The 25,739-nt window shown below is 35.2% G+C and carries 18 protein-coding genes and 2 pseudogenes; all 20 read right to left on the bottom strand.

Features of this window, described 5'->3' with window-relative positions; all coding sequences use genetic code 11:
- Positions 1–1,338, bottom strand: a complete 1,338-nt coding sequence (gene gtfB / locus HMPREF2701_RS01125; RefSeq protein WP_049488412.1) for an accessory Sec system glycosylation chaperone GtfB — start codon at positions 1,336–1,338, stop codon at positions 1–3.
- A complete protein-coding gene (gene gtfA, locus HMPREF2701_RS01120; RefSeq protein WP_049488415.1) occupies positions 1,331–2,842 on the bottom strand; it encodes an accessory Sec system glycosyltransferase GtfA in 1,512 nt (503 codons plus the stop codon). The genes gtfB and gtfA overlap by 8 nt, the downstream gene beginning before the upstream one ends.
- A gap of 11 nt (positions 2,843–2,853) precedes the next feature.
- Positions 2,854–5,226, bottom strand: coding sequence for an accessory Sec system translocase SecA2 (gene secA2, locus HMPREF2701_RS01115; protein ID WP_070481838.1), 2,373 nt, complete (start codon positions 5,224–5,226; stop codon positions 2,854–2,856).
- Positions 5,219–5,659: an accessory Sec system protein Asp3 gene (gene asp3, locus HMPREF2701_RS01110; protein ID WP_004260817.1), complete on the bottom strand. Its 441-nt coding sequence runs from the start codon at positions 5,657–5,659 to the stop codon at positions 5,219–5,221. The genes secA2 and asp3 overlap by 8 nt, the downstream gene beginning before the upstream one ends.
- A complete protein-coding gene (gene asp2 / locus HMPREF2701_RS01105; RefSeq protein ID WP_070481836.1) occupies positions 5,656–7,191 on the bottom strand; it encodes an accessory Sec system protein Asp2 in 1,536 nt (511 codons plus the stop codon). The genes asp3 and asp2 overlap by 4 nt, the downstream gene beginning before the upstream one ends.
- Entirely contained in the window at positions 7,175–8,755 is a 1,581-nt protein-coding gene (gene asp1 / locus HMPREF2701_RS01100) for an accessory Sec system protein Asp1 (protein ID WP_070481834.1), read from the bottom strand. Before asp1 ends, asp2 begins: the two co-directional genes overlap by 17 nt.
- 9 nt (positions 8,756–8,764) lie before the next feature.
- On the bottom strand, positions 8,765–9,982 hold the full coding sequence (gene secY2 / locus HMPREF2701_RS01095; RefSeq protein WP_081109294.1) for an accessory Sec system protein translocase subunit SecY2: 1,218 nt from the start codon (positions 9,980–9,982) through the stop codon (positions 8,765–8,767).
- A gap of 362 nt (positions 9,983–10,344) precedes the next feature.
- Entirely contained in the window at positions 10,345–12,111 is a 1,767-nt protein-coding gene (locus tag HMPREF2701_RS10520) for a glycosyltransferase family 2 protein (protein ID WP_148130492.1), read from the bottom strand.
- A gap of 49 nt (positions 12,112–12,160) precedes the next feature.
- A complete protein-coding gene (locus tag HMPREF2701_RS01085) occupies positions 12,161–13,060 on the bottom strand; it encodes a glycosyltransferase family 2 protein (protein ID WP_061590253.1) in 900 nt (299 codons plus the stop codon).
- A gap of 18 nt (positions 13,061–13,078) precedes the next feature.
- Positions 13,079–13,963, bottom strand: a complete 885-nt coding sequence (locus tag HMPREF2701_RS01080) for a glycosyltransferase family 2 protein (RefSeq protein WP_061590254.1) — start codon at positions 13,961–13,963, stop codon at positions 13,079–13,081.
- A 3-nt stretch (positions 13,964–13,966) separates the two neighbouring features.
- A complete protein-coding gene (locus tag HMPREF2701_RS01075) occupies positions 13,967–14,875 on the bottom strand; it encodes a glycosyltransferase family 2 protein (RefSeq protein WP_061590255.1) in 909 nt (302 codons plus the stop codon).
- A gap of 14 nt (positions 14,876–14,889) precedes the next feature.
- The gene (locus tag HMPREF2701_RS01070; protein WP_070481831.1) at positions 14,890–16,953 is read right to left on the bottom strand and encodes an SP_1767 family glycosyltransferase; all 2,064 of its coding nucleotides are present in this window, start codon (positions 16,951–16,953) and stop codon (positions 14,890–14,892) included.
- Positions 16,954–16,980: 27 nt separating this feature from the next.
- On the bottom strand, positions 16,981–17,847 hold the full coding sequence (locus tag HMPREF2701_RS11390) for an SP_1767 family glycosyltransferase (protein ID WP_225902330.1): 867 nt from the start codon (positions 17,845–17,847) through the stop codon (positions 16,981–16,983).
- Positions 17,848–18,222: 375 nt separating this feature from the next.
- Positions 18,223–19,218 (bottom strand): annotated as a pseudogene (locus HMPREF2701_RS11385) (sugar transferase); the annotation flags it as partial.
- Positions 19,219–19,317: 99 nt separating this feature from the next.
- Positions 19,318–20,196 (bottom strand): glycosyltransferase family 2 protein, encoded by an 879-nt coding sequence (locus HMPREF2701_RS01060; protein WP_061590257.1) that lies wholly within the window; start codon positions 20,194–20,196, stop codon positions 19,318–19,320.
- Position 20,197: 1 nt separating this feature from the next.
- Positions 20,198–21,083: pseudogene (locus tag HMPREF2701_RS01055) on the bottom strand (glycosyltransferase family 2 protein).
- Between the two features lie 11 nt (positions 21,084–21,094).
- Positions 21,095–22,303: a glycosyltransferase gene (locus tag HMPREF2701_RS01050; RefSeq protein WP_061590258.1), complete on the bottom strand. Its 1,209-nt coding sequence runs from the start codon at positions 22,301–22,303 to the stop codon at positions 21,095–21,097.
- Between the two features lie 9 nt (positions 22,304–22,312).
- The gene (locus tag HMPREF2701_RS01045; protein WP_061590259.1) at positions 22,313–23,191 is read right to left on the bottom strand and encodes an acyltransferase; all 879 of its coding nucleotides are present in this window, start codon (positions 23,189–23,191) and stop codon (positions 22,313–22,315) included.
- Positions 23,188–25,272, bottom strand: coding sequence for a glycosyltransferase (locus tag HMPREF2701_RS01040; RefSeq protein ID WP_070481827.1), 2,085 nt, complete (start codon positions 25,270–25,272; stop codon positions 23,188–23,190). The genes HMPREF2701_RS01045 and HMPREF2701_RS01040 overlap by 4 nt, the downstream gene beginning before the upstream one ends.
- 155 nt (positions 25,273–25,427) lie before the next feature.
- On the bottom strand, positions 25,428–25,739 hold a 312-nt coding region (locus tag HMPREF2701_RS01035), incomplete at its 5' end, for an LPXTG cell wall anchor domain-containing protein (protein WP_148130491.1).

Genomic DNA, 25,739 nt, shown 5'->3' with positions numbered 1-25,739 from the left:
TTAGCCTCCTAAAACGGTTTGCATGGTTTCCTTATATCGCACCAAGTCAACATAGTTGGCATGTTGGCCTTGTTTGCCAAGTGCCTGACGCATTTGTTCAACATCTGAAAGGGCCAGTTTAATGGTCTCAACCAAAGCAGAAACTTCACTACTTTCAAATAGATGATCAGGAGCGATATAGAGTCTATTGTGCACTGTCTGATTAAATCCAAGAATCAAGAGATTGTGCTCAAAGGCCTGACGCACCGCCTGCAACAACTCATTGCTGTGGTTTATATCCAAGTAAATATCCGACAGTTGATAGAGCTCCTGAATCTTCTGTGGACTAGCGTTCTGATAAAGGACCACATTAGGATAGCGAAGCATGTCTAAGAGCTTAGAAGACATCTCTGTCACCGCTGCGATACGGAAAGTAACATCAGGCAAGGCTTCTACGATTGCTTCTACTTGCTCAATCTGATCTGAATTAGTCAAGATTAAGGCATCTCGTCTTAGGAAATTATCGCGTTTAAACTGGTAATGGTAACCCAAGTGCACAAACTGATCATGGTATTTCTCATCAGTCAACTCTAAAGCGCGCTCATAAGTCGCCTTGTTGGGAATAATGATTTTCTTAGTACGCACATCATCATTTTCCAAAATCAACTGCATATTGCCTGGAATAGCATCATAAAGAGGTTCCTGCCAAACCAGGATATCTGAGCCAGATTTATCTGGATGATGGAAGGAAACCAAGAAAGAAGTCGCTAGAGTATTAAAGATAAGCTGACTTGTATCTATTTCCAAATCTTGCAAAAAGAAGGTGATAAATTCAACCTTAGTTGCAAAGTAACGCATGGACTGACCAGGTAAGGTCAATAATATATCACCCGTCACATGGTTTTCAAGTAAAACTTCCTGACCATTGACATCTTGGTAAACCGTCATCACCGGCTCACTATCTGCGCTAAAGGTTGTTGTAGCAAAGCAAGCTCCGAAGCGATTGTAATGGTCAACCTGACGGACTCGACCTTCCAGGTCTTTCCAATCTACCTGTTTTACCAAGCGAGCCTGCATTCCATCAGCATAATGAATAAGAGCTCTCTCCTGCGTCATATCTTCAATACGAGCAGACTGATTATTGCCTGAAATTTCCCAAAAAGCTGGAACAGGGACTTGGTTGAAATAGAGAGGTTTTCCCTTTTCATAGCCTAGATAATAGGTAAAAGGAGAAACCAGACCATCAGGCAGAAAACCATCTGCATCGATGACCACTCCAAGTTGAGAAAGACCAGTAGCGACTAGACTTTCATGTAAATCTCGACTTTCCTGACTATAACGATCATAAAGTTCAATCATGGAGCACCTCCTCTACTGTTTTCTTCCACTTTTCTAAAATTTCTTCGGTTAAGAAGCCTTCTGCAATCTGGTAAGAATGAGCACGCATAGCCTCCAAACGATGTTCTTGATACAATTGACAAATCTTAGTCGCATAAGCTTGCTTGATTTGATCTTCCACATGGTCAGATGAACTTGGAATCAAATAACCATTTTTCCCATCCTCTATAAAAGTCTGATTGCCATAAGGCACATCAAAACCAATTAGAGGAAGGCCTGAACCAATAGCTTCCATCAAGGTCAAACCAAAGCCTTCGCTGGTTGAAGCTGTCAAGTAGACCTCATACTGGCTATAAATCTGCGAAAGTTCCGCATGCCCCTTGAGTTGAATATAGTCCTCTGCCTTATGACTAGCAATAATTTCTCTAAGAAGAGAATCTTCTCCGCCGCTACCATAAATATCAAAGGTTAATTCAGGAATTTCCTTACGAGCTTCAATAACTGCCTTGACCAACCAATCAATGTGTTTTTCTTTGGCAAGACGTGAAGCAGTAATCAATGAAAAAGGCTTACGTCCTTGACTTGACTCGGTCAAGGAATCAATACTTCCTACAGGAATGGTAATAACCTTTGGTTGGTGCTGGGTGTATTTGGCAAATTGCTCTTGCAACACTTCCTTTTGTCTATCAGTTGATACGATAAAGAAGTCAACCTTATCTGCATTGGTAAACTGATAGTCGTAGTAATTATTCCAAAGGATATAGTCATCGTCTGTAGCACTTTCACTATAATGCTCCGCATGAACAACTACCGCTAGATGTGCTGTCTGTGCTTCCTCAAACACAACCTGTCCAATACCTGTCTCTCTATCCAGAATGACCAAATCAGACTTGTTCAAATTCAAGGATTTCATAAAAGCACGCATGAAAGCTGGTTTCCCATAGAAAATCTTATCCTTAAAACGATAAATTTCTTCCTTCCCTTGATTCATCAAGATATCATAGGCTGGAGTCCCATCTTCATTGTAAAAAGTTCGTTGGTATAGGACCGCAACATTGTCCTTGGGAGCAAAATATTCGCTACAATAACGCGTATAAGAAAAGTAATCCTTTCGAATCAAATTTCCTTTAAAAACATACTCTACATACTGGACCAAGTCCTTGTCCTCATCAACCAAATAACAGGTAACAAACTTATCTTGGTCAGAAAAGAAGACACGCAAAACCTTGCCATTCTTTTCTCTACGACTTTCAACACCGTCAAACTTAGACAAAACATCCTCAACCGTCACGCTAGTCGGTGCAAGCTTGATATCTGTAAAGTAATTATAAAGCCAGATAACTTGCTCATCATCAAAACCAATATTGGCTGTTAAGTGCTGAATGTTATCCGCTAAAATCATATCTGTAAAGATAAACTTAGAGGACAGATTTAATTTCCGAAAAACACCAGCACGGTATGCTTGGGCGTATTCAACACCGCTACTAGCCCATCCAAGTCCTAAATTTATATTATAAATTGTCATATTTTCTCCTCTTATGGAAAATGAGTCATAATCTCACCCTTAGAAGTGACTTCAACCAAGCCCATCAGGAGATTACGAACCATATCCGCACGGATTTGTTCTTTCATAGCTTCAAATCCCGCGTAGGCTTCTTGATAATACTCTACAATCGGGTTTTTCTGACTAGCAGACTGACCACCTATAGCCATAGATAACTGTTGTAGATAGTCTACCTGCTCTACCCAGTTGTCATCAATAGCCTTGAGCATGGAGAGTCGTAAAAACTGTTCATACAAGTCGTGTTTCTCCAGTAATTCCTTCTTTTCAGAGAGTTCTCTATTCACAACTTGTTGAATAAAGTTGCGGACTTGTTTCTGATTAGATAGGTCTAGATTATCTGGAATCTCCTTTACATGGAAACTGATATTGGTAACAATAAAGTGAAACAGTAATTCACGACTGGCATAGTGTTCAGCCGCTACCGCTTCTGTATATCTCTCGATGATATCCAAAACTACATCTTCTAAGTCACGAGAACCATCTATTAGACGATTGCGTTCCTTGTAAATCATATCCCGTTGAATATTCATACTCTCAGCATATTCTAGAGTCTGACGGCGTGCCGAACGTCCAGCACTATCACTGGCATGCTGAGCCCTTTCGACCAGGTTACGATACTTACGACCTTTGAGAATTTCTGGTTGCGTCATATCTTGAACTTGATAATCTTTATACTTCTTATGAACCCAAGATGGAGCAAATTTCTTGATAACATCATCTTCCAGTGATACAAAAAACTTACTCATACCTGGATCTCCTTGACGACCAGAGCGGCCACGGATTTGAAGGTCGATCCGCTGACTTTCCATCCGCTCTGTTCCAATGACAATCAAGCCACCAAGTTCAGCGACTCCCTTACCAAGTTTGATATCGGTACCGCGTCCTGCCATAGATGTTGCAACTGTTACGGCCCCCATCTGGCCTGATTCTGCGATAATTTGGGCCTCACGCGCAGCATTATTAGCATTGAGGACATTATGAGCTATTCCCTCACGAAGCAAGAGCGATGAATAAAGCTGAGACATTTCTACTGAACCTACAAAAACCAGTAAGGGATTCCCCTTAGCATGATACTCTTTGATGTATTCCAAAGACGCATAAACTTTCTCTGGTAAAGTCACATAGAGATTATCGGGATAATCAATCCGTTGTCTAGGACGATTGGTTGGAATCCGAATAACGGCCATATTATAAGTCTCAAGAAATTCTTTTTCTGCTACCTTTCCTGTCCCCGTCATCCCAGATACTTTTTTAAACATCTTAAAGAGACTCTGATAGGTGATGGAAGCCATGGCTCTCGTTTCAGGAGACAACTTCACATGTTCTTTGGCTTCAATGGCCTGATGAAGACCTCCCTGTAGTTTGGTCATTTCCATTAAACGGCCAGTCCCCTTATCCACCAATACCATCTCATTTCCACGAATGATATAGTCCTTGTCTTTAGTATAAAGTTTATGGGCTCGAATCGCATAAACTAAATGACGAGCAAAGGACGCATGTTCTTCCTTATATAAGTTGTCAATTCCTAGGAAACTTTCAGCAGACTTGGCCCCCTTAGTAGTAAGCCAGACCTCCTCCTTCTCCTCTTTGAAAATATAATCTTCTCCCTCGACCAGCGTTGTCACCAGTGTATCAATGATCCCATAGTAATTAGACTGAACACGGGGAGAACCCGCAATAATCAAAGGAGTTTGTGCACTATCAAGCAAGATATCATCAATTTCATCAATGATGACATAGTTAAAAGGTCGCAAAAACTTACCTTCTTCATTCGAAGCCAGATTATCATTTAGGTAATCAAAACCTAAATTACTATTGGTTGTGTAAATGATATCCGAAGCATAAATAAGCTTCTTTTCTTTAGCTTTCATTTCCTTCTTTGGATCCCCTGTAAATGGTACCCCAATGGTCAAGCCTAGGAAACGATAAACTTGTCCCATTTCCTCTGCATCACGTTTTGATAAATACTCATTTGGCGTAACAACCATCACACCTTCTCCTGAAAGAGCGTTCAAATAGACCGGCATGGTGGCTGTTAGGGTTTTCCCTTCACCAGTGTTCATCTCAGCAACATTTCCGTAGTGCATGATAATAGCTCCCATGACCTGAACATCATAGGGGAACATCCCTAAAATCCGTTTGTCCGCTTCACGCACCACAGCAAAAGCTTCTACTAAAAGGTCATCTAGACTTTCTCCTTTGGAAAGACGCTGACGAAACTCCACTGTTTTAGCGACTAATTCTTGATCCGAAAGAGAGGACATCTTGTCTTTTAAGCTATTAATCCTCTTTAAAATCTTTTTCACTTTCCTAAGCTGGAAATCTTGACCTAAACGTCTAAACACTTCTGATCTCCTTGATAGAAAAATGATAAAAAGTTATGGATTCAAAACCAGCACTTAAAAGAGAAACTTGATAAGTATAACTATCTTCTGGATAAGTAAATATGAAATCTTTCACTTTTTCTACCTTTTCTTCTAAAATATCACCATAGCGGTCAAAAAAAGTTATCTTGGTATAAACTCCATTTTCAGGCTGACAATCAAAAACTAGTGATAGTTGATACTCCTGATTTCTTTTTAGTAAGGGAAGCTGGGGCTGAGTCCGTGCAGCCTGGTAATTGACACTAGAAAACCAAGTCTTGAGAATTTCACCAGATGGCAATAGAGGATTATACAGACGGACACTTTTGTCAGGGTAATAAGATACAGTTGACCCGTACATATAAGTCCCGCCAACTTCTCCCCAATGAATAGACTGTCTCTGTGTAATAATCATTCTTTCTCCCTTCCAAAATCACTTGCTAGTACCATTCGATAAAAGTGAAGAAACCAAGCAATATTGGTATCTGTATCATCATTGTGTCGTCCAGCAGTTCCTTTAGATAAAATCTTGGCACCTGTATTACATAAATAAGTAACTAGATTCTCATAAGCCTGAGGATCCATTTCTTCATCTTTCATATAGGACAAACCAAAGGTTGTCTTTGAAAAATTTGCTTGTTTAAATATTTTCCAAAAACGCTGATCCAACTCCGTCATATCTTGCGAACTTCTCCCACCTGTATGGTGAATTAAACAATCAAAAGCCAAGTTAGAGACACCCGGTGCGTCCAAACGTCCACGGCTAGCTATGGTTCCTAAATTAGCCAAGGGCTTACCGACTATGATGGCATGAGGTTCAAAAGAAGCACCATAATAGAGAGCCGGAAACGTTCCCATAGAAAGACCTGATAAAATCAAATCCTTTCGATCAAAGCCTAAATAATCAAGATAGTGAGCAATCGTCTCTTTGACCTTTCCCTCTAGCTCATCTGTTCCTAGATAAAAAGCTCCCCCTTCTAAACGTGGATCAGAAAATAAAATGAAGGGACATCCTAGGGTTTTCATCATAAAGTAGCCCTCGAATCCTTCTGCAGGTCGATAACCTGAAAAATAGACAGCTAAAGGAGGCTTAAAATCACCTGGATGGAAGAAATAGTTTATTTCATCACGTTTGGAATCATGTAAGATATTCCCACCAAGCACAAACTTACCAAATTGTTTTCGACTCCAACGTTGGTGAAGATTACCTAGTTTGATAGTTCCACGACCTCTTGCTTCAACAGATAAAAATATCAAAAAATTAGTATCTATACTATCTATAACGATAGCTTTTTCCAAATCTGCTTCAGTATAAACTTCTTCTTCAAAAAAATGGTCTATATTCCCTTCAATTATCTTTCGGACTATAAACCTAAACTCACAATTCCCCTGTTTTTCATACTCTAGCCATAATTCTATAGGCAAATTTTTATAAACCATAAAATTATGAGACCAACAGGCCAATTGATGAAAGTTCGTTCCAAAATCACCTTCTATCATTACATGCTCCAATCCTTGATAAGATATAGAGCCTTCAAAAGAAGAATGAATTTGAATATTTGACGGAAATAATTTATCCCCATATCCCCCACTAAAAAGAGAAGTGGATAGGTCCTGCAATAAAGCCTGCGGATCCGAAAAATCTACGGGCTGTGCACATTGTTTTTTTAATATATCTAAAAGAAGGGGATCTGTCGTCTTAAAATCCTGATTATAAAAAAGACCATGAGGTTCGAAAAAATTGGTAAACTCAAGGACATCTGTTAAAGAGTTCCCATCTTCAATCAAAACAGCTTGAAAACGACTGATAGTATCTATCTCGATCATCTTGCGCAATGCCTTAGAAGACCGAGGGCAAACAAAATACCAGTCCATATTTTCTGGGATTTCATATTGATGAGACCAGTTATCAAGTCCTATTTGTAAAATTTTAAGACCTTTTGACATGTCGAGCCCCCTCTATCCATTTCTCTAATTTTTCAAGAAATTGTTGTCCTGTGTGCTCCTTAATCTTATCAATCGAATAAATCAAGGACTCATTCCACTCTTTCAACCTATCTGTATAATAATGTGCAGCCTTAGAAAATTCTGTCACATCTGTCAGCAAATAACCATTTTTTAAATGTTCAACATAGACGGTTTCAACTAGATTGATTTGAGGAATTCCTGCACTAATACCAGCTATCTGTGTGTAGAGATGAGGCTGTCTATTTAAATCCACAATCAAACGGACAAATTCTAGTGTTTTTATCAAATCTAACTCATCATTCAAATTGACAAACTGTATGCGTAAGTCCTGGTGTTGATTTTCTTCCAGAGGATTTTCTGCATCACCATAATCAAGTGCCTTTCCCAGACTTTCGAATTGAATGTTTTCTTGGATGAAAGACTCAACAATCCTTTCAACCTCATTCATTTGCTCCTGACTAGCAGCAAAGGCTCCAAAAATCACCTCAGTATCTTTATTTTCAGCGACAAAGGCCAAGACTTGAAGTAGAGCTTGATTATCAATTCCCTGCTCAAAATCCAGTTGATAATATATGATGGATTCTTTCTTAGTTTGACTTCTCCCCAATCGTAATCGGGTGTCAAATGATGATAAATGATAAAATTGATGCATTCGTTCAGGATACAACTCCTGCAACAATCGTAAACTATCCTCTCTATCCACCAAAATCAAATCTGATTTTTCAAAAGTTGAATCTAAATCTCTAAAGGTGTCTTGAGGATTACGCCCAATGAAAAGACTCAACAGTTTAGGATTGGCACTAGGTAAACGGTCTAATACTAGCTGGTCATGGTGAGGATGAGAAGGAAGCATAAAAATATCCTGATCCTTCACATATTTTTGCAGATAATTCTCAAAAAATTCTGTCACCAAATCTCCCATGTCTTGATAGATGAGCGCTTTAAAGCGATAACCAAAAATTGGATTGACTTCTACCCGCCCGCCTTCTTTTAAACGCTCTCTAAATTGCCACACTCCCTTGGGATTCAAATATTCTTGATAGGCCGCTTGCCCATCTTCAAAAAAGATAACGCTCGATACAAATCCACGATCATCCATGATATAGTGCATATGTATTTGACCATTCGGTTCAAAATACTGTATATCACTGATGAAACCTTCAACCCCATGTTCAACCTTAGCAAATTTCTTCCCATTTTTTTGAACGATAATCGTAAAGGGACTATAAATAAATTCACAGTCATTATCCCACTCAATATCTCGAATGCTTAAAACTTGGGTATGGGGATTATGAAAATCTTGCATAACATCAAAAACGGAATAAGTATCCGTTTCTAACACCCCATGTCTATGTAAAAAATAACGTAGATGAGGCTGGTAAGCTAATACTAATAGTCGAGAATCTATATCTTGCCTTTGCAGGAGTCGAATCTGATGAAAGGTATCATCAAACTCTAGACGAAAATGAGAAAAGTACCATGGAGTGATAGTTGCATGCCATGTTCTTTCTGAACCATACCAAGCTGGAATAAAATAATACATAAAAGTCTCCTAAATCAAGGGTTTATAGGTTTCATTTAACCTTAAAGCCTTGAACTCGTCTCTAATCGTAAAAATCATGCCCCCAAACATCAAGAACAAGCCTGGAATCATTGCCAATCGTAATAACTTTTCATCATACAAAACAAAAAGCATGGGACCACCTGCCATAATCACATTAAAGAGACCACCTATGACTGAGAAACGAAGGACCAATCGATTAATAAATCGACTAGTGTCCTCGCCTGGATAAATTCCATAAATGTATTCTCCAGATTTTTTCATGCGATCTGCAATCTCTTCACCATTCATTGTCACAAATGCAAAAATGATACTAAATAAAAATAAGACCGAAATATAAACATAGACCCACAAAGGTTTTCCAATCATAAATTCCTTAGATAATCTCGTCAGTCCTGAAGCGTCGGGGAAAAGAAAGCCTAATAAGATGAATAGATAAGTTGGTACACTAAGAAAACTCATCACATACATATAAGGCATTCCACCTGCAGGATTCAACATGATTTCGAGATAAGAATAGCGTTTAAAACGATTGTGAAGTCCTATCTTATTGACTGGCACTAGATAACGCGCACGATACATAATGGAAAGCAAGTAAGAAAATATAACGGTCATAAAAATAAGCAAGACAACAATCCCTGTTGGGATATGAACCAGTTTAAAAGTTTCAATAACATCCTGGGGAATATTGATGATAATACTAGATAAGAGAATGACAATGGATCCCCCTACCCCCATACTGGCATTCAAATCTGACAACCACACCAGAAAAAAGGTCCCCGCTATTAGTAATAAGGTATTTATAAGTATAACCAAGACCGAAGAATAGGATGCTTGTATCGGTAAACTTAGAGAAATTGCCAAAGATTGAATAACAGCAATCAGCAAGGTCAGATACATTTTTCGACGATCTTGAATTTCAATCGCTGTAGAATTCAAGCCTAACTTTTTCGAAAAAGAAAACATCTGCCATAAAATCATCGCGGACATCCAAGGTGATAATCCTATAGAAAAAAGCGATAAACTTCTTAGGTTCCCACCTGTAAGGGCGGCTGAGAAGGCTAGATAGGCTGTTGAACCTCCTAAAAAATCTTTACTATTTAGGTCAACAAAAGGTAATGTTAGTCTGCTTCCTACAATATAAATAAGAATAAAAAAAATCGTCATAAATCCTTTTTTTAATACAACAGACGAAAAAAAGTTTTTCAAAACTTATCCTCTCAATCTCCTAATTCTTTGTTTTTGTAAAATTCATTTTATATTCTGATACTTTTAAAAATACTATTTAACATTTTTATCTTGTTTATTTCAGTATTAAAAAATAACAGTTTATGATAATCAAAAAAGCCATGCATCTTTTACATAGAAAATGTTCTCAAATCGATGAAGAACTCTGTTCTAATAGCATATATAAAGAATATATTTTTACAGAAATACTATTGCTATTATAACAAAAAAAGCAGAAAAAATCTGCTTATAACTCCCTAAGGTACTAATGAAAGAATACTACGTTAATGAATAAAATAGATTGTTTTTTTATTCACTATTAGCTCATTGAACACCCTTGATTTTTAATTATTATCTATAAGGTCTAATATTTCTGTATATCTCCTAAAAATTTCTGTATCCTGTAATCCTTCTTCTTTAGCCTGTTCATATCTCCATCTCAAACACCCTAAAACATTATCCTTTTCCTCCGCATAATTCCAGCCCTTTATAGTATAAATTGCTAATCTTTCTAACAAGCATTCTAAAACATCGGTTAGCAGTTTTTCATTGACACTACTTCCAACACTCTCTATGCCTTCCCTATGATAGTAAATTTCTTTGTGAATATATGTAACAAGATTTGATTGAAAAAATAATTTATAATTTGTCCAAGAATCTTCTATTGATTTTCCTTTAGGAAATCTAATATGATTAAACAATTCCTTCTTAAACAAAATTCCCCAACTAGTTATATATACATATCCATTTAGTTCTAATGATGGTAGACTCAATACCAGCTCTTCACCAGTATATGTTTTCTCATAATAATCATCCCATATATGCACATGATAGTGTCTATCTTTCTCACTATAGATAGTATAATGTGACACTACAGTATCTGAATGTGTCCGAATTGAAGTCTGATATAGGTCTTCCACATAAGTGAGGGAAAGCCAATCATCTGAGTCAACAAAAGATAAATACTCTCCCTTTGCTCTAGCTATTCCAAAATTTCTCGCATCAGAAGCTCCACCATTTTCCTTTTTAATATATCGGAAACGGCTGTCTCTAGAAACATATTCCTGACAAATCTTACACGAGTCATCTGTCGAACCATCATCTATCAATAGAACTTCTATATTTGAATAAGTTTGATTTTCAATACTATCTAAACACATTCGAAGATACTTTTCAACATTATAAATAGGGACGATAATACTAATTAAATCATTTTTATTTTCTAGCAAAAAGGGATATTCCGTTCGTTCTGCTAATTCCAATTTTTCACGTACTTGCTCTGCTTCATCTAAAAATTGATGTGCTTCCAACTGTCCTAACATTCTCTGTAAGACATAGTCATACATGTTAAAGGAATGTTGAATATTGATCCCTGCTAAATCCTTTGTTGCTCTTATCCGTTCTTCAATCGCGTCAATATAATCTAAATGTTTGAGAGAAAAAACGCTAGATAATCCTGAAGGATTCATTCGATAAACATAAGACGCATTGTTAAAAACATGAATGTTGTCAGCTCTCATATAGAGTTTCCAAATTAAAAATTGGTCCTCAGCATATTTTCCATATGGAAAACGGAGCTCATCGAACAAACCTCGTTTAAACAGCTTTCCCCAAGCAGTAGAAAAAGTCAAAAAAGGAACATCCAGCATAGAATCTAATACTTGAATCGCTTGCGCTGATGTGAAAGAAATTAAGGATTCACTCTTAAAATGATCATTATAAAAATAGAAATCAGAGCCATCAAAGCGACAATAACCTCCAATTAGTATATCAGAATCACTTAGACGACTCGCTTGATATAATTTTTCTAGGTAGGTTTCAAAAAGAAAATCATCTGCATCTAGAAAGGTGATATAAGCTCCCTTTGCCCTATCTAGTCCATAGTTTCGAGCATCAGATAAGCCTCCATTTACCTTTTCAAAATATCGGAAACGGCTGTCACGTTCTGCGTAATCTTGACAGATGGTTGCTGAATTATCTATAGAGCCATCATTGACCATTAAAACTTCAAAATCCTTAAAGGTTTGTGAAAGTACACTATCCAAACACGATTTCAGATAATTCTCTGCATTATAGATGGGTACAATGATTGATATTGTTTCTGTTTTCAATATATTTCTCACTTTCCTTACTATTTCTATATAAAACTATAAAGACTGTCTAGGTACTCTTACCTCTATTTTTTAAATCTAGTAGCCATAATTGCTGCTCTATTTTTTTAAAGGTGACCGTATCAGACATATCCCATACTGTTCCCATATTATACTTCATCCACTGTAATAACCCAATGTGATGCTTTCTAGCTTCCGTCAAATCAATTCCTGCCAAAGCAAGGGTAAGTAAACGACCTTCTGAAACTTCTAAACTTTGACAAATAGGTTCCTCCCCTGGTGCTTTAGAAGCACTATCTCCACGGTCACGATAACAATATGGGGCTTTATGAAGATAGATAATACGTTCAGAAATCAAAAATAATTTATACATTAAATCAAAATCTTCTGCCCAAGATATGTCTTCGGAAAAACAAAGGCGGTCAAACAGAGATTTTTTAAATAATTTACTCCAAGAGCTCCCCCAAGCTATATCTGTACCAAAGGTTGAAAACATATAGTTAAAAAAGGAATCATTGGGTTGAAATACAAGAGGTTCATTTGTTTCAGCGACATGAAATAAAAACATTGCATCCTCTTCACGAAACGTGTAATAATTTGTAACCACGATATCCGCCTCTTGCTCTTTTATTGTTTTGTATAAAATCTCTAAATAATTTGGTTCAATCCAATCATCCGAATCAATAAATGTAATGTACTCACCCCTCGAATGTTTGATTCCAAAATTACGAGCTGAAGAAACTCCACCGTTTTCTTTTTCAAAATAACGGATTCTGTCATCTTTTTCCACATACTCTTGACAAATCTGAGTTGAAGCATCAGTAGAGCCATCATTTATTAAAAGCAATTCAAAATAAGGAAAAGATTGTTCAATTATACTATCTAAGCATTTTCTGAGATAGGATTCCACATTATAAATAGGAATAATGATGCTGATTGTTTCTAACATTACACTTCCTTTGCTTCCTTAACTCTTGTTAGAAGAGATAAGTTGTAAATTTTCCTTAATATGACGATATGTTTCTGTATCTTCCATACCCCATACCATTCTCATATTGTATTCAGTAATTTCTAAAAATGTTCTATAGCGATCAAAATGCTTCGTCACATCATATCCCATAATAGCTAAAAGAGCTAAGCGCTCTGCTACATGATTTAACTGTGCTGTGACAAGGGGATATATTTTGCTCTTTGATATTCCAGAGTCATTTTCTCTATAAATATAAGTATCTTTATGAACATATACAATCTTATCTACTTGAGTATATATTTTATAGATCAATGCAACATCCTCACCTATCACACCTTTGGGAAAGCGTAAAAATGAAAATACACTTTTCTTATATAAGCTACCCCAGATGGTAGAAAAAGATAAATCATTTCTTTCAAGAAATGATAAATCATCAATCAATTCTTCTGAAGTATAAGTTTTTTCATAATATTCTCCGAATGTATGAAGATAGAAAGTCGCAGTGGAGGTTTGATAATTAGCATAGTTTGCGATAGAGATGTCTGCATCATTGTTTACTAATGCATTATAAAGAATAGTCAGATGTGCTGTGTCTAAAAAATCATCTGAATCAACAAAGGTAAGATATTCTCCTTGCGCCTGTTCAATTCCATAATTTCGAGCATCCGAAAGACCTCCATTTTCTTTTTCAAAATAACGAATACGTGCATCTTTTTCGGCGTATTCTTGACAAATTAGGCCTGAGCTATCTGTCGAACCATCATTTACAAGAATAACTTCATAATTGCTAAAGGTCTGCTCTAGAATGCTATCTAAGCATTGTTTGAGATACTCTTCGACATTGTAAACCGGCACGATAACACTGATTAATTGATTTTCCATCACTCACTCTCTTTTATTTTCTAAAAATAGGTAGTCCCCATTCTCAGCATGTTCCAATTTTTCGCGCACCATTGCTTCTTCTTGGACAAATTCTGTTCCCTCTAACATGGATAAATTTCTCTTTAAAGCAAATTTATACTGATTAAAGGCTAATTCCATCGGATATTCTAACTCAGGCATCTCTAGCAAGGTTTCAATACGTTCTTCAATCGCATCTATAAAATCTAAATGAGATAAGTTATAGTTCTGAGTCAGTCCTTTAAAATTGATTCTGTAGGCATAAATATCTGAATCATACCGAGTCATCTTTTCACTTGCTAGATAGAGTTTCCACATAATGAACTGGTCTTCTGCATATTTCCCCTTAGGAAAGCGAATTTCATCAAATAAATGCTTTTTGAATAATTTTCCCCAAACTGCAGAATAGCGGAGGAGGGTATAATCCTCCATGCTATCCATACCTTGTATAGCATCTCTCGCACTGAGCGGAAACAGTAGTTCGTCTTCTTTTGGTTTTGGATAAAAATAAAACATACCTTCTTCAAAACGACAAAATGATCCTACGACAATATCTGCTTCAGTTAGTTGACTTGCATAATACAGATTTTCAATACTCTTCTCAAACATAAAGTCATCTGGATCACAGAAAAAGATATAATCACCCGTCGCAATATCTAATCCTGCATTTCGAGCATCCGACTGTCCACCATTTTCCTTATCAAGAAAGATAAAACGAGAGTCACCTTCTGTCAATTTCTTTGCAATAGTGATACTATCATCAAGACTACCATCGTTGACAATGATAACCTCTATATTCGTATATGTCTGTAGCAAAATATTTTTAATACAATGTTCAATGTATTCCTCTACATTATACACAGGAATAATAACCGAAATCAATGGAACATCCATATATTTATACCTCTCTACTTAGTCAAGTCTGCAACAATTTGATTGTTATAATTTTCATCCTCTATAAATTCAATCCCTTGGTCAAAATTAAATTCTGCTGTATGCTTATGTTTTAACTGTACCTTTGTCTCTGCTCCCATTTGCATCCACTCATATTCAGAATCAATATGGCCAAAGTCTAAGGCACGATACCCTAATCTAGATAACCGATAAGCCAATATTTTGGCTGTTGGACCAAGCATCAGTAAAATTAGTCGTCCCGCCGCGTGATTTAAAACGGTTTGTTGAATAACATCCACCTTTGAAAAAGCATGGTGGGAAGGACAAATAATGCGTTTTATAGAGCGAACATTGTTAAATAAATCATTACCAACTCCTGCTCGTGTAGTCGCTCCCTCTACAATAAGTATATCCTCATCTGCAAATAAGGCCTTGATTTTTTCAAATTGGGTAGTAGCTTGACTCTTATCTTTGTTATCAATATAAAATCTTGAAATCCAGGTTGACCCATATTTCTTAGCCTGACAAATCTCTTTGAAAAACCTTCCATGATAATCTAACTCATTTTTCCAAAAATTTTCTGAATCTTTATTTTGGAGAAAATTTCCCTTAAAAATTTCAAAAATTTCTGGTAAACACACAAGTACATTATCTTCCTTATCTGCATTTATCAAAATTTCTCTCATTTCTTGAGCTAATTCTTCGCTATACTCCTGATATGCAATACTATTTCCGTTTATCAGACTAAACTCACCATCTCCAAATCGAACCAAAGATTTATCTGTTGCTATAAGCTCATCCAAGGTCTCATCTATAGACATGACTGTAATATCAAACAATTCTTCCTGTTCAAAAGCCTGATTAAATCTCTCTGCCCCAATTTCAGAAAATAGGCGAATCGCATCCTCCAGCTTTTCAATTTCTTTTCTCAGAAATAAATACTGAGGCACCTTTCCCTTATGCGTAGCATAGAATGAAAAAATAGGTTTATTCAGCTCTTCCATGCTTCTTAAAATGGTTTCATCTACGTCCCCATAATTAATATTCAAATAAGCATCTATACCCTTAAATAGTTCCTCCAAGGTAGCTGTGGTGCACTCTGGGTGCAGATAAATATTATCAAACTGTCCCAATGAATTTAAATATGGACCTACAGCAGTATAAGCTGCTATATGAAAGCGATGTTCTGGAAATGTTGTTGCTAAATGTTCAATGCCTTCAAAGCTCTCTGTTGTTGTAAAAGTAAAGAAATCGAGACCTTGTTTCTTATCCTTTACAAAACTAAAATCATCAAGATGATGGGCTAGCAACTGTTGAAAATCAAGATGATAGAAATCCCACCATTTTTCACGAAATCTATAGGAGACAGAACTATTCCACGGCTTTCTATTCGTTGTATAATGAATAACAAGCGGATTATATTCTAGATTAAAATGTTCCTGCCAATTATTATAAAAAGCAACCAAATCATACCCTACTTGAACATTGTAACGCTTAGCTAATTCTAAACAATTATCTTGAAATAACTGATTAAAAATCGACTGAGAATTCTTAAAATCTTCTAACTCTAATTGTTCATTTTTCTTATTTGAACAAATCTCTAGACATTGTTCCGAAATGCTTAATTCTCTCCATTTAGCAATATCTATAAGCAAAACACCAGTATTATAACCTCCATCTATATCTCTTACAGCAGCAACTGGAAACCCACTTAAATCTATTGAAAAAATAGACTTTAAATCACCATTTATGACAGTATCACTATCGATATAGAGAACCTTCTCTCTATCCACTAAATCTGCTATAAAATATTTGACATAAGCAATTAGACTGCTATGGTTTGAAATTCCTAATTTACAAGATATTTTTTCCGTATCAAACGGAATACTGTAGACAGCTCCTCCTAAAATTTTTGCGACACGTCTAACTTTTCTAAACCAGTCTGTCATAATTCCTTGATTAATAATATAAAAATCAACGGATTTATTATGATACATGATAGATTTCATGGTCACAGTCAATTGTTCTGTGTAAGCTTGATCAGCAATCAAAACGATTGCAATTCTATCTGATGTCATTTCTCCTCCGAAATTCCATGATTAATACTATTCTGCACTCAAGTCTACAACAACTTGACTCAAATATGCTTCATCATCTGCTAATTCTATTTCTGTATCTAGATTAAATTCTGCAGTATGTTTATTGTGTAATAAAACCTTATTTTCAGCTCCCATCTGCATCCACTCATACTCAGAATCGACATGTCCGATATCAATGGCCTGCATACCCTTGATAGCAAGTTGATAGGCTAAAACCTTAGCTGTAGGACCAAGCATTAACAAAACCAAACGTCCATCAGCATGGTTTATTATTGCTTCCATTATCTCATTTTTCTTATCATAAGCATGGCGAGATGGGCAAATAATTCGCTTGATACTCTTGGCGCCATCAAATAAATCATTTCCTACCCCAGATCTAGAAGTATATCCTTCTACGATAAGGATATCTCTTCCTTCCCATAGTTTTTTCAACTTTTCAAACTGAGATTTTGCTTTTGATTTATCTAAAAAATCAATATAAGGCCTGGAAATAAAAGTTGAGCCGTACCAAGTATTTTTACAATAATCTAGATAAAATTCCTCATAATCCTCTAGATATTGTCTCCAAAAAGCTAGAGCATCTGGAACAAAAGAGAAACGATTTTTCAATCCTTCTTGTAAACCAATAATTAATGTAGGACTACTTTCTTGATTAAAAATAAATTTCAATTCTTCTGCAAGTTTAGGGTCATATTTCTGATAATTAATAGATTGACCTAGCATGATTGCAGCCTCGCCATCACCAAATCGAGCGATTGAAGATTGATGCTCCAGAATATAATCAAGCGTTTCATCTATGGTCTGCACCTCAAAATCAAATGGTTTATTGGGCAATTGTTTTGTTTCTGCATAATTCCTTATTGCAGTTACCATAGCATCAACATTTTTGATAGAAAAGAGATATTGCCCTCTTTCTCCATTTTGTGTTTTATAAAAAGCAAAACAAGGAATATTTTTTTCTAATAAGCCATTAAATATACCATCTACTTCCCCACCATAGTTAATATCCAAATATAGATCAGCTTTATCCAGTATTTTCTCAATTTGTTCTGAATCCGAAGCAGGATATAGATAGACATTTTCTTTCTCAGCTAAATCGGTTAAACGCGGCCCCATCACAGTTCTTGCCACAATACTAAAATCACATTCAGGAAGATGTTCTACCAGATATTCAATCTGTTCTAAATCCTGACTATTGGTAACTGTAAGGAGTTGCAAGCCTCGTAGTGCATGATTTTTTTTTATCCCTATTTCAAAAACTGCTTGCAATAAGAACTGTTTTGCAAAAAAACCTTGACTTAGTAAAAAGGAAAAATAACGCACTCTACTACACATTTGAAGATAGGCTTCCTCTGATAATTGTTCCACCAAAAGGTTCGCTTCTTTTAAGTTATCAACTACAAATCCCAATCCTTGCTCTACTATAAAGTCCGAGTTAGACAAGGTAGTAGGAATAATGACAGGGATACCTGCCGCTAAATAAGTACTCAATTTATAAGAAACATTCATACTGTAGTAATCTACATTTTGTTCTTCATTTTGATATGTAGTCCAAACAAGTCCAAATCCGCCCTTCGATAATTCTAAAAGCATTTCTTCATCCGTCTTCCAACCCGCAATATAAACTTGATTCGATAAAGGAAAGGGTTCTTCATTTGTAAATACTGTTAGCGGAATTGTACCTTCCCAAGTTTTTAATTCTGGGAAACGACTTAAATTTCCTGCAAAATAAATTTCTTTTTTAAATATAGGTTCATGTAAGTCCAAATCATGAGGATGATCCCACATTCTTTGAAAAATGATTTTTTTAACATTCAATCCTTGTTGAAGTAGTTTCTCTTTCATAGCTTCTGATGGTAAGATGATGCTATCTGCCATGTTGTAAAGATTGATATAATCCTGCATCAGAAATTCATTTGCTTTAAACATCAGAGGAATCACATCATGAACAAATACTATGATTTTCACATTGAGAAGTTTCAACTTACTTAAAAATTCTCTTTCAAACTCTAGACCATTCCAAGTAGGTGTTTGAAAAACCACTACATCTCCCATTGAAACACTTGCTAGAATCCCGTCTAATCTTCTACTTCTCTCTTCTACAGTTTCAGCTGATGCATGGTAAAAATAAATCCCTAACTCTCTAAATCCTAGTTGACTAGCTATCTTTTGAACAGCATTTTGAGCAATGGTTGCTGTACTTTCTCGAGCCATCCCATACAGATTGGTAATATGTAGCTTCATTTCTCTCCACTTTCTATCATATCTTTTTTCCTAGTTCGTGATTTCAAACAATCCTCTCAACATCTACAAAAACTTTTTCTTGACCTACAGACTAATATATTATCCTTCTAATAGAAATAGTACCTCTTGCAACCATCTTGCAGTTTGAGTAAATTCCAATTCCTCGAATTTTATCTTGTCAACTAAATAGCGAAGATACACAATACAGTCATCTACATACGAACTAACTTCTAACTTTCTAGCAGTTAGAAATGCAATAAAATTCAATCGTTGTTGAATATCACTCCTAATTTTTTCTAATTCAAAATGTTTGTATTCATCACTACTAGTTCGATAAATGTAATTATCTTTGTTTACATATACAATTTTATCAGAAATTAGATATAATTTATACCAAAATTCCATATCTTCTCCTAAAGTTGTTTCTTCATTGAAACGAATAGTTTCCACTCTTACACTCTTAACCAATTTCCCCCAGGTAGAGCTATAAGAATGATCAAAAGAAGACAATGCTTGCAAATTATCAATCAATTCTTGACCTGTAAATGTCTTTTTATCATATCCTCTTTGAAAAATATGAAAGTAGAAACAATTATCTTTTATATTGAATTTTTTATATGTCGAGACAGCTATATCTGCTCCTTCTTCTAAAAGAGTCGTATATAAAACTTCTAAATAATCAGAATCTACCCAATCATCCGAATCAATAAAAGTAATATACTCTCCTTTAGAATGCTCAATTCCCAGATTTCTTGCAGAGGACACCCCACCATTTTCCTTTTCAAAATAACGAAAACGAGAATCTTTAGAAACATATTCTCTGCAAATATCCGCTGAATGATCAGGTGAACCATCATTGATTAATAAACACTCGAAATTTTGATATGTTTGAGCAACAATACTATCCAAGCATTGTCTCAAATAATTTTCTACATTGTAAATTGGAATTACAATGCTGATTAATTCATTTTCCAACATTTTATGATTCGCTTTTCTCCTCTAGTAAAAACATAACCTCATGAAGCCACCTTATTGTTTCAGATGTATCATATTCAGGCGACTCCTTTAGTCTCGCAACTTGACTTGTAATTAAAGATAAACAAGTTTTTACATATTTTGATACATTTACACCTCTAACTGCAAGAAATGCGATAAAATTCAATCGCTGTTGAATATCACTACGAATTTTTTCTAACCCAAAATGTCTGTCAACATTATCTAAACGATATATATAGCTATCTCTATTAACGAACACAACTTTGTTAGAAATAAGATATAATTTTAGCCAAAATTCCATATCTTCACCAAGGGTTGTCATTTCGTTAAAAGCGATCTTATCTAACAGACATTTGCGAACTAATTTGCCACATACATAACGATAGGAATAATCAAATGTATCTAAATCTATAAATTCATCAATTAATTCTTGATTTGTAAATACTCTTTTTTCATATCCCCTCTGAAAAGAATGAATATACCAGCAATTATCCGCCATATGAAACCTTTTATAAGTAGATACTGATATGTCTGCATTCTCATCTATAAGCGCATTGTAAAGGACTTCTAAATAGTCAGAATCCACCCAATCATCTGCATCAATAAAAGTAATGTACGTCCCCCCCCGAACATTCAATACCTAAATTTCTAGCTGATGATACTCCACCATTTTCTTTCTCAAAATATTTGAACCGAGAATCCTTCTCAAGATACTCTCTACAAATATCAGCAGAATTATCTGGAGAACCGTCATTGATTAATAAACACTCAAAATTTTGATAAGTCTGATTCTGAATACTATCTAAACACTGTCTCAAATAATTTTCAACATTATAAATTGGAACTATGATACTAATTAATTCATTCATAAGCAATTCAACTATTCTCCTAAGAATTGTCTAATAGACTCTACCATTTTCTCCGGCTCTGCCGAAGAAAATATATGACTTCGATTATTCGCATCATGGCTAGTATTTTCAAATGCAAATATTGGTTTTGATAACTGTTTAACCACTGAAAGAATGTTATCTATTTCCTGATAATGATTAATATCTAAATAAAAATCTAACTTACTCAGAATTTCTTGAGATTGATATGAAGTATAATTAGGATAAAGTGATACGTTCTTAAAAACTTCTAAATTAAATACTCTCGATCCAAAATAACTATGAGCAAAAATATGAAAATGGACATTTGGAAGTTTTTCTACAAGATATTCTATATGTTCCAACTCTTGCGTATCTGTAAAGATAGCTGTATGAAATAAACTAACTGTTGCGATGTCACTAAACGATGTCGGTTTTGTATCCTTTTCTGATAAAATAGTTTGCCAATCTAAACCATTGTAAAACCACCATAATTCTCGATATCTTGTTTTTATCGAATGATTCCATGGTTTATGTTTTCCTTCAAAATGGATAATAGCCGGCTCATATGACACATCCCATTTCTGTAAAAACCAATCTGGTCTTTTTTCATAAAAAATTTCTGCATCTAGCCCAACCATAAAATCAAAATAGGGAGTTAACTCTTTCCATTTATCTTTAAATAATAAATTTAAAACCCCTTGATCTCCATATACTTCTTGGTGTTTTTCATGAGTTAAATCTAGCAATTGCTGACAAATATTTTCTGACACCCATTTGTCAACATTAACAACCATCATTCCTGCATTAAAAGAATTTACATCCCATGAGTCCCGAACAGCGAGAATATAGTTTCCATCAAAAGATATTTCAAATAACTTATCCAAGCTTTTGTGAACGATCATATCACAATCTAAGTATAAAGCCCTACTTTCTTCCACAATTTCAGGAATAAAATAGCGAAAATAGGTCATATATCTAATATGCTTATTAGGAGTAGAAAAATGTTTTACTTTTTCTGCATCAATCCTTATATTTAAAATTTCACAGTTTATTTTCCCCAATTTCTTTTCCATGAGACAGAACCACTCTTTGGGAATATCTTCGTTAAAAATGTAAAATTTCAAATCCTTATTATGATAACAAATAGATTTAATAGTCGTTTCCAACTTGTCACGATAATTATTATCTGCTCCTAAAACGATCGCTTTTTTTATATCCATAGCTCCAAATTATCCTCTTTCTTTTACAATAAGATTCCCATCATTATAAACCACACTATTAGCCGGAATATCTTTACGCACTAAGCATCCTGCACCTATAATGGTATTATCCCCAATAGTCACTCCTTTTAAAATCGTGACATTACTTCCTATCCAACAATCTCTTCCAACTCTAACTGGTGCTGTAGTCCACTGCCATTTTTCGATTTTCTCAGCTGTGTAGATATGATCATGGTCGTAAAAACGAACTCCCTCTCCCATCATAGTTCCAGAACCGATTTCAATTCTTTCCATACAGTTGAAACTACAAGAGTTATTAATAAAGACACCATCATGCAGTATTAACTTCCCTGAAGAAACATGGAAATTCTCAAAATTTCTACAAATGACATTGCTTCCCACAATTAGACTAGCTTTACTATCAATTTGAAATACATTCCAATTTCCATCTTGGATGATATTTTCTTGATGATTGGTACATACTCTGACTTCATTCAGATACTCTTTCACTCTAGAAACCAATTTATCTGGTGTACTTGATAGAAAAACTTCCTGCCCCTGATTTCCATGGACTGTATTATCAAAAGCAAAGGCAGGTTTCTCAACCTGCAAAAATCTCGATACAATAGCATTCACTTCTTGAAAATGATTGATATCTAGTAAGAAATCACACATATTCACTAGAAAGTCAATTTGCTGATCAGTTGTAACTGTCACGAGACGGACATTGTATTTTGACTCCAGTACTCCTATCTTTTCAGAAAAGTGTACAGGAGCTGCAATATGAAAACAAATATCTGGTAAGTTTTCTAAAATATATTCTAATTGTTCAATCTGATCACTTACAGTTAAAATTAGTGCATCGCCTCGCACAGTATTTTTCCTCATCTATTTAACTCTCTTATTCTCTCTATCATTTCTGAAACTTGATCAATCTGATATATCTCTTGATTCGCTTCATACGATTTTGTATTTTCAAAGGCTAAAATTGGTTTATTTTGGGAAATAAACTGCTCTAATATCTCTACTTCCTTCTCACCATAGTTGATATCTAAAAGTACTTGACTCGTCTCTACCAATTCTCTATCCAATTCCTCTAAAGATACTGTTCCAGAATAGACAGTGACATTTGGATACACAACAAATCTAGAAAGATTCTCACTAACGATTACCCTTGCTGCAATCTTAAATTGCACTTCTGGTAAAGCCACTATTAGTGTTTCCAACTGCTCAATTTGATCTGAAGCTGTATAAATCAAACAAGAAAACGGAAATTTAATAGGATAAATATGCAATTTTTTAAGAGAATGTAAATGATGATTTTTTCCTAACTCTGTCCATTCCATATCATGGTAATACCACCAAACATCACGATAGGTTTGTCCAGCATGTACCTGCCAAGGCTTTCTCTCTGATAAATAATGGATGATCCCTGGATATTCTTGACCATTTGGAAAACGATAGTTTGCGAAACGTTCATGAATGACAATATGATTATTATCAAAATCTAGTTCTAGCCATTTATTTTCAAAAAGCATATTTAAAATACTTTGATCAGCCTGATCCACTTTATCATGCCATTCATTGGTTAAATCAATCAACTTTTGAGTTATATTCTCTTGCTTCCAAAGAGCATTATTAATCAAGAGAACACCTGCATTAAAGATTTCTCGACCAAAATAGGCTCTGCCTCCAAAATCTCGAATAGCAGCCAAAGGATAGTCCTGTAAATTTGTAGCAAACAAGTCATCTAGATTTTTCGTTACCACTAAATCGCAGTCCAAATAAAGAGCCTTGTCTTCTTTCACAAAATCAGCCACAAAATAACGCAAAAAAACAGTGTAACTAATATCCGTTTTATAACGCGAAATTTGCTCAGACGTAACCCTGCAATTGATAATTTCTGAATCAAACTTTTCTAATCGCTTATTCAATTGTTTCAACCATTCATTTGGAAAATCACTATTAATCAGATAAAACCGAATCGAACGATTATGATAGCAAATAGACTTAATAGTCGTCATGACCTGCTCGACATAGGCATAATTTGCTGCGAGAACAATGGCTTTCTTTTCCTTTTGCTCCTGTATTGATAACTGATTCAAAAGAGTTCTTTTCATTTCAAACTCTTTATACGTTGCTGTGTCAGATAAACCACTAGCTTGACCGTTCGCGAGACTGACTTCCAACATCTGACGATAAACTGCTAAGTGCTTCTCAAGTGGATAACCCATATTAGCTAGTAGTGTAATACGCTCAGACATAGCATCAACCAAGGCATGCATCCACTTTTCTGTCCAAGTTTTTGTAATACTTCCACTTCTCTGGCGATATGCGTACAAACCTTTATTTAAATAAACTACTTTATTTACAGATAAGTACATTTTTTGATTAAAATAACCATCTTCGCCGAGTTTACCTTTCTCAAACCTGAGATAATCAAACAATTTCGCTTTATAGAGTTTGCCCCAAGCAGATATCAAAGCAAAACTCTTCATTTCTTGAGATTCATATAAGTTTTCAAAAATAGAAATATTGTCATATACTTTCTCATAGTAGGAATCCCCATATATATGGAAATAATATGTTTCCTCATCTTCATTGTAAGAATAATAATTTCCAACAGAAATATCTGCCTGATACTCAATTATTTTTTTGTAAAGGATTTCTACATAATCTAATTCAGCCCAATCATCAGAATCAATGAAAGTTACATAGGAACCAGTCATCTTGTCCAGACCTACATTTCTCGCATCTGATAAACCACCATTCTCTTTTTCAATATAGACAATTCGATTATCTTTTTGTGCATACTCTTGACAAATTTCACCCGAATTATCTGTAAAACCATCATTGATTACAATTATCTCAAGATTTTTATAAGTTTGATTAATTAAACTATCCAAACATTTTTCTAGGTAATTTTCAACATTATAAACTGGTACAATTACCGTAATTTTTTCAGTCATGTAATCGTTCTCCTTTCTTACTATTATAACATTTTTTATGCTATTTTTCTGTTTCTCTTAACCTTTAAAACGCAAAAAATCCCCTGGATGATTTTTCATCCAAGGGATTCTTCATAAATCGAAATAATAATACTTTCTATGTATTTTTAATCCGATTACTCTTCATCATCACGTTTACGGCGTTTTGCAAACAGACCTAAACCAGTCACAGCTGCCAAAGCTCCAAGGAGTACAGATGATTTGGAAGCTTCTGTACCTGTATTTGGCAATTCTTTTTGAGATTTACCTGTTGATTCAGAAGTATTTCCAACTTGTGAGTTCGAATGGTTTGCTGAATTTGAAACAGAAATCGAAGTACTTGTCGATGCTGAATTTGAAACTGATGTGCTCACTGAGGCTGAAACTGACGCTGAGGCTACTGCGCTAGTTGATGCCGAAGCACTTGCTACCGCACTTGTCGATGCTGA

The sequence above is a fragment of the Streptococcus sp. HMSC077D04 genome, from assembly GCF_001808785.1.
Lineage (GTDB): Bacteria > Bacillota > Bacilli > Lactobacillales > Streptococcaceae > Streptococcus > Streptococcus mitis_BX.
This window is presented reverse-complemented; position numbering and strand designations above follow the sequence as displayed.

Coding starts and splice junctions, on each gene's coding strand:
- gtfB (WP_049488412.1), bottom strand. CDS start 1,338: ATGATTGAACTTTATGATCGTTATAGTCAGGAAAGTCGAGATTTACAT.
- HMPREF2701_RS01040 (WP_070481827.1), bottom strand. CDS start 25,272: ATGACTGAAAAAATTACGGTAATTGTACCAGTTTATAATGTTGAAAAT.
- HMPREF2701_RS01070 (WP_070481831.1), bottom strand. CDS start 16,953: ATGACATCAGATAGAATTGCAATCGTTTTGATTGCTGATCAAGCTTAC.
- HMPREF2701_RS01080 (WP_061590254.1), bottom strand. CDS start 13,963: ATGGAAAATCAATTAATCAGTGTTATCGTGCCGGTTTACAATGTCGAA.
- HMPREF2701_RS01045 (WP_061590259.1), bottom strand. CDS start 23,191: ATGAGGAAAAATACTGTGCGAGGCGATGCACTAATTTTAACTGTAAGT.
- HMPREF2701_RS11390 (WP_225902330.1), bottom strand. CDS start 17,847: ATGGTAACTGCAATAAGGAATTATGCAGAAACAAAACAATTGCCCAAT.
- HMPREF2701_RS01050 (WP_061590258.1), bottom strand. CDS start 22,303: ATGGATATAAAAAAAGCGATCGTTTTAGGAGCAGATAATAATTATCGT.
- gtfA (WP_049488415.1), bottom strand. CDS start 2,842: ATGACAATTTATAATATAAATTTAGGACTTGGATGGGCTAGTAGCGGT.
- HMPREF2701_RS01075 (WP_061590255.1), bottom strand. CDS start 14,875: ATGGATGTTCCATTGATTTCGGTTATTATTCCTGTGTATAATGTAGAG.
- HMPREF2701_RS01085 (WP_061590253.1), bottom strand. CDS start 13,060: ATGTTAGAAACAATCAGCATCATTATTCCTATTTATAATGTGGAATCC.
- HMPREF2701_RS01060 (WP_061590257.1), bottom strand. CDS start 20,196: ATGTTGGAAAATGAATTAATCAGCATTGTAATTCCAATTTACAATGTA.
- asp3 (WP_004260817.1), bottom strand. CDS start 5,659: ATGATTATTACACAGAGACAGTCTATTCATTGGGGAGAAGTTGGCGGG.
- asp1 (WP_070481834.1), bottom strand. CDS start 8,755: ATGTATTATTTTATTCCAGCTTGGTATGGTTCAGAAAGAACATGGCAT.
- asp2 (WP_070481836.1), bottom strand. CDS start 7,191: ATGTCAAAAGGTCTTAAAATTTTACAAATAGGACTTGATAACTGGTCT.